At 66.9% G+C, this 6,693-nt stretch carries 2 protein-coding genes; both read left to right on the top strand.

The features are described from left to right. Nucleotides 1-3,134 (top strand): carboxypeptidase regulatory-like domain-containing protein (locus HR086_RS13185; protein WP_174465794.1); only part of this gene is annotated, 3,134 nt, incomplete at its 5' end. A 267-nt stretch (nucleotides 3,135-3,401) separates the two neighbouring features. Further along, nucleotides 3,402-6,467 carry a carboxypeptidase-like regulatory domain-containing protein gene (locus HR086_RS13180; RefSeq protein WP_174460264.1) on the top strand — a complete coding sequence of 1,022 codons (3,066 nt, stop codon included), beginning with the start codon at nucleotides 3,402-3,404 and terminating at the stop codon, nucleotides 6,465-6,467. Nucleotides 6,468-6,693: the final 226 nt, after the last annotated feature.

Here is a 6,693-nt window from a genome sequence, read left to right as displayed (position 1 = left end):
CGCCTCGAAAGAGCACGGGCCTGGTCCTCCCCGCGCCCGCGCCACGGGCCGAAGGCTCCCTGCGCATCCAAGGTGTCGTGCACGGAGACCAGGGCCCCCTCGCGGGAGTCCGCATCACCGCCACCCGCTCCCAAGCACATCAGACACTCTCCGAGCTGACGTGTGAGGAAGTGCTGCCCCACCGTCGCGGAGACCGTCGCGATTTCACCCTGTGCTTCTACACGGAGCCCGCCACCACGCTGGAGCTGCTCCTCTCCCGCCAGGGAGAAGCGCCCCTGTACGCGGAGACCGTCACGGACGAAGACGGCCGCTTCACCCTCGAACAGCTCCCCGAGGGAGCATTCACCCTCTGGGCCATCGACCCGCGAGGTGCGCGGCTGCAACCGGGAGTCCTCGCGGGAACGGAGGGACTCCAACTCCGGCTCGAAGGGGGCGTGTTCCTGGAGGGCACGGTCATCGACGAGGACCTCGTGGCCCTGCCCCAGGTCCAGGTGATGGCCGTGCATCAAGGCTTCACCCGCTTCTTCGACGTGGAGACGGACGCGGACGGGCGCTTTCGCATCGGCCCGCTCCCCGCCGGAGACTACGCCCTCGCCTTCACAAGAGACGGCTGGATTCCCGACCTCAAGGACTCCTGGTTCGCCGAGTCCGTGAAGCTCCTGCGTCCCCGTCGCCTCGTCGGTCGAGTGACGAAACAGGGCGCCCCCTTCCCCCACGCCACAGTCCAACTGCGAGACATCACCCTCAACGAGCGGGGCATCATGCCCCCAGGGTCCGCGAAGCAGCAGACCACGGACGCCCAGGGACGCTTCACCTTCGAGCCGCTCGCCTCGCATCACGTCCAGCTCGACGCCACCCAGGGCGAGCACCACGGCAGGGCCCTGGTCGACATGAAGACCCACGACACCCAGAAAGAGGTCGTCGTGGAGCTGGGCCCCGGAGCCATGCTGGAAGGCACCGTGACGGACGAAGCCGGAGCCGCCATCGAAGGCGTGCGCCTCCTCATCCAGGAACGTCGAGCACAGCGCCAGTCAGTGGAGACCACCACGGACGCCATGGGCCACTACCGGCTCGGCCCGCTGTCCCTCGCGCCCCATGAACTGGAGCTCACCTCCCCTCGACACTTTCCCACCGGCGAATCCTTCGCGGAGCTGAGTCCTGGCACGAAGCGGCTCGACTTCACGCTGCGCACCCCGCTCTGGGTCGACGGGGTCCTCGTCGATGAAGCAGGGAGCCCCGTCCCGGACGTGTACGTCACCGTCGACAATCCTCCTTCCGAGGACACCGACGACACGCTCCTCCTCGCGCCCTACGAGGCCCGGTCGGATGAGCAGGGCCGGTTCCACCTGAACTTCCCCACGCCGGGGTCCTTCCTCCTGAAGCTCCTCGACGAGCCTCGCTTCCGGATGGAAGAACTCCAGGTCGAGGCCCCGGACACGAAGGTCCGCTGGGTCTTGAAGCGAGGAGCCACCGTCTCCGGCACCGTCTTCGACGAGCTGGAAACGCCCATGCCTGGGCTCCTCGTGCGCCTGTCGACCGAGCCGCCCGAAGAAGGAACGACGAGCAGCCCGTGGCCGGAGGTGCTGAGCGAGACCCGGACGGACACGCGAGGCCACTATGCATGCGGGGGCATGAAGCCAGGACGGTACGTGCTCGAAGCCGTCCACGAATCCGGCGCAGTGGAGCGCTTCGTCACCCGACACCTGGAGCTGGGAGCGCGGCAGGAGGCCCACGTGGACCTGCGCCTCGATGCGGGCTGGACGCTGTCAGGCACCGTGGTGGACACCCAAGGACAACCGCTCTCCGGAGCCGACATCCTCATCCAGTCTCCGCCGGACTCCATTCCCAAGTGGCGCGTGGGCCATCGCCACCACGCCGCGGACCCCGTCACGCGCACCCGGTCAGACGGGCACTTCACGCTGCGAAACCTGCCGAGCCAGGACGTGGAACTGAGCGTGACGAAGCAGTCCTTCCACCTCGCGCCTCACCTGTCCACCGGCGGCAGACCCGGACTCGACTCACTGCATGCCCATGAGGGCGGACCGCCTGTCCGCCTCGTCATGTCGCGACGGGCCCGCATCCACGGGCGCGTGGTGGGCCCGGACGGCAAGCCCCTCACGCGCTTCCAGCTCATGAGAGAGGACGTGGAGCATCCCCAAGGCGAGTTCTCGCTGGACGTGGGGAGCGCGGGCTCGTGGCCCGTCATCCTTAAGGCTGAGGGCCTGGCGCCGGTATTCCGTCAGGTCGAGGTGCCTCACGACACGGCGGTGGTGGACCTGGGCGAGCTTCGGATGAGCGCGGGACGCAAGGTGGCCGGACGTGTACTGGACGCGGAGACCTCCGCCCCGGTGGAGGGCGCCCTGCTCGTCCCCGACGTGGAACACTTCGACAGCGTGACGCTCCACCCCTACACATACTGGACCCAGGCATACACCGCGAAGGATGGAAGCTTCTCCATCGCTCGCGTGGACGAGCGCTCCTCCGCACTGAACGTCCGGGCCCGCGGCTATCTCTCCAGGAAACTGAACCTGGCCCCAGGTTCCCAGGAAGACCTCACGGTGCGCCTGGAGAAGGGCGCGCGGGTGGTGTTCTCCGTCCTGGACGCGCGAGGTCAACCCACGAGCGCAACCGTCTTCCTGGACCGTGAAGGCAGGGAATCGTCCCCCTACACCATCGAGGTCCCCGCCGAGGGACTCTTCGTCGTGCGAGACCTCGCGCCAGGCGCCTACTGGATGCACGCCGCTGCTGGCGAAGGGAGGCTGGAAAGCTACGACTCGCGGCGCATCCAGATTCCCGCGAGCGGCGGAGTCTCCATCATGCTGAAGGCGCGGTCCGAAGGCGCCACCCTGGAGCTGCGCGTGAGCAGCCCCCCGCGCTACACCCTGGTGCTCGTCTCCGGCGAAGACTCCTGGTCGCGCGAGGGCTACGACTTCTCGCGACTGCGCGAACGTTCCCTTCCTCATGAAGTCAGCAAGGAGGGAACGATGACCTTCCGGAACCTCCCCTCCGGAAAGCTGACGCTCATCCTGATCTCCAACGACTGGCGGGGCAGCTATCGCGAGGTCATCGACATTCCCGAAGCGGGCACGGTGGTGCGCGACGTGACGCCCGTCTGGCAGGCCATCCGGCGGTAGGCGCCCCGCATACGCGCACGTCTCGCGATAAAGTCATCACCGCGCGAACCAAATCCCAGCCCAGGTGTCAGTGCCCCGGACACAGCCGCGGCTGCATTCGCGGGCGTGGCGAGCGGAGGCGGCATGCGGGTGCAGCGACGGGCAACGAGCGCATTCGGAGTTCTCGCCCTGATGGGCATCCTGGGTGGACTTCTCCTCCTCAAGCCCGGAGCCCCTACCGCCACCTCTGCGCCTCGCGCATCCGCACCTCGAACGGGAACGGGCATCGTGCTGCCTCCTCCCGCGCCGCGTCCCGAAGGCACCCTGAGCATCCAGGGCGTCGTACACGGAGATGAAGGCCCGCTCGCCGGAGTCCGCGTCACGGCCACGCGTCCCGAGGCAGGTCATACACTCTCCGAGCTGCCCTGCTCGCAGGTGCTGCGGAGTTACACCGGCGGGAGTCATTCGAAGTTTTCAGAGTGCTTCTTCGATGAGATAGACACCACGCTGGAGTTGCTCCTCTCACGCCAGGGCGAGGCACCCGTGTACGCGGAGGCACTCACCGGGGAAGAGGGTCGCTTCACCCTCGACAGCCTGCCCGAAGGTCGCTTCACCCTCTGGGCCATCGGAGCGCGCGACGCACGAATCCAGCAGGAAGTCGCAGCGGGCACGGAGGGACTTCAGCTCCGGCTCGAAGAAGCCTTGTTCCTGGAGGGACAGGTCATTGACGAGGACCTCGCGGCCCTGGCCCAGGTCCGGGTGATGGCCGTGCATCAAGGCTTCACCCGCTTCTTCGACGGGGAAACGGGAACGGACGGCAGCTTCCGCATCGGTCCGCTTCCTTCCGGAAGATATGCCCTCTCCTTCGCGAAAGACGGCTGGCTTCCCACGTTGGTGAGCCAGGAACTCTCGGAGCCCCTGACACTCCATCGCCCCAGGCGCATCACCGGCCAGGTGTTGAGCCAGGGCTCACCCGTCCCCGACGTGACGGTCTCCCTGCATGACGTAACCCTGCGGTGGTACAGGAGCCCGCCCTCCGCGATGCGCATCACGGACAAACAGGGGCGCTTCACCTTCGAGGCTCTCCCTCCCCGTTCCTTTCAGCTCAGTGCCAGCCAGAGCGAGCAACACGCACTGGCCGAGGTCGACTTGACGGTCCCCGGGACCTCGTCCGAGGTCACCCTGGAGCTGGGCAGTGCGGCGCTTCTCGACGGAAGCGTGCGGGACGAGGCTGGAGCTGGCATCGAAGGAGCCACCATCTCCGTCCGTGGCGTCAATCAGCACGAAGCAGCGAGCGCAAGGACCGACGCCGCGGGCCACTATCGGACGGGCCCTCTGCCCCTCAGGCCCCATGAGGTCGAGGTTCAGGCGAGTCGCTACTTCCGCATCAAGCAAGCCATCCCCGAGCCGGGTCCCAGCACGAAGCAACTCGACTTCACGCTCCGCACCGCCGTCTGGGTCGATGGAGTCGTCCTCGATGAGGCAGACCGCCCGATTCCAGACGTCAGCATCGAGCTTCACGAGGAGGAGCAAGAGCCCGTCGATGAATCACTCGCCATCGGCAGCCTCCAGACCCGGTCGGATGAAGAGGGACGGTTCCACCTGGACTTCGCCCGGCCTGGCACCTTCACCCTGAAGTCTCGGTCAAAGCGCTTCGTGGAGGACCACCTCCAGGTCCAGGCTCCCGACACGAATGTCCGTTGGGTCCTGAAACAGGGGGCGAGTGTTTCGGGGACGGTCTGGGATGAACTGGGAACGCCCTTGCCCAAGGTCAGGGTGAGCCTGTGGAGCAAGGAATCCGATGCGTTCCCGGTGAGCGAAACCACGACGGACCCACAAGGTCATTACACGCTCGGCGGACTCAAGTCGGGGCGGTACATGCTCGAAGCCCTCCACGAATCCAAAGCCCTGGAGCGCAGCGCTTCCCAGTCGGTGGAGTTGCGCGACCAGGAAGAAGCGAAAGTGGACCTGCGACTGGTGGCGGGTTGGATGCTGTCGGGAATCGTCGAGGACACCGCCGGCCAGCCCATCACGGATGCCGCGGTCGGCATCTTCGAGACCTCGAAGCAGGTGCCTGAGTGGCGACGTCGCCGGAGGAGCTGTGGCGAGCCGCCCGCCGCTAGCACGGGGGCCGATGGGCGCTTCACGCTGCGGTACCTCCAGCACCCGGAATTGGAGCTGGGCGTATGGAGTACGGGCTTCCGCTTCGCACCCCACCTCTCCACGGGTGGTCACCACGACTTCGGGGATTTTCTCGTGCGCGAGGGTGACACCCAGGTGCGTCTGGTCATGAAGAGGGAGGGGCGCGTCGTGGGGCGCGTCGTGGGCCCCGACGGAAAGCCCATCACGCACTTCACAATGCCCTGGGAGGTCAAGCACCCACGCGGCGAGTTCTCCGTGGACGTGGACGGTCCGGGCTCGCTCCGCATCAACATCAGCGCACGGGGAATGGCGCCGGTGTCTCGCGGCGTCGAGCTGCATGACGGGTCTGAAGTCGTGGACCTGGGCGAGCTGCGGATGAGTCCCGGACGACAGGTGGCTGGGCGCGTGCTGGACGCGGAAACATCCGCCCCCGTCGAGGGCGCCAGCCTTCGCGTCGCTCCAGGCCAGATGCGCGGAGAGCCACTCAAACGGCTCGGGAGGCATGTGACGACGAGTCGGGATGGCTCCTTCTCGTTTCCCAACGTGGAGGAGCAGCTCCTCACGCTGTTCGTCGAAGCCCCTGGCTACCCATTGAAGCAACTGACGCTGGCACCCGGTCCTCATGAAGGTCTCACGGTGCTCCTCGAGCGAGGTGCGAGCGTGGCATTCTCCGTCGTGGATGCGCGGGGGCAGCCCACTGACGCCACCGTCTACTTGGACCGCGATGGCGAGGCCATGGCCGCTGACCCCATCCTCGTCCCTGAGAGCGGCCAGTACGTCGTGCGAGACCTGGGGCCCGGCGACTACCAGGTGCGAGCCATCTCTCCCTTCGAGCGCCCCGCCACCTACGCGCCCCAACGCGTCCAGATTCCTGCGAGCGGGAGGGTGGCCATCACCCTGAAGGCCCAGCCCGAAGGGGCTGCCTTGAAGCTGAGGGTGAAGACCGATGACAACCTGAGCCCCATCCTCCTCGCGGGTGAAATCCCTCCGCCGAAGAGCGCCGGTGACGTCAGTGAGTTGGAAAGCCGCGGACTGCACAGTAAGCCCAGCGACGCCGGAGCCAGGATTTTTCGAGACCTGCCTCCTGGCAAGGTGACGCTCGTCCTGATGAGGCCGAACCAGGATTACATCCATTGGGAACTCATCGACATTCCCGAAGCGGGCACGGTGGTGCGCGACGTGACGCCCGTCTGGCAGGCCCTCAGGCCGTAAGCGCCCCGCATACGCGCACGTCTCGCGACAAAGCCATCACCGCGCGAACCAAATCCCAGCCTGGGTGTCAGTGCCCCGGACACAGCCGCGGCTGAATTCGCGAGCGTGGCGAGCGGAGGCGGTATGCGGGTGCAGCGACGGGTGATGGTCGCAATCGGAGTTCTCGTGCTGGCGGGCATCCTGGGTGGGCTTCTTCCCCAAAAGCCCGAAGCGCCTACAGCCACCC

This window comes from Myxococcus sp. CA039A (genome assembly GCF_013336645.1).
GTDB lineage: Bacteria > Myxococcota > Myxococcia > Myxococcales > Myxococcaceae > Myxococcus > Myxococcus llanfairpwllgwyngyllgogerychwyrndrobwllllantysiliogogogochensis.
This window is presented reverse-complemented; position numbering and strand designations above follow the sequence as displayed.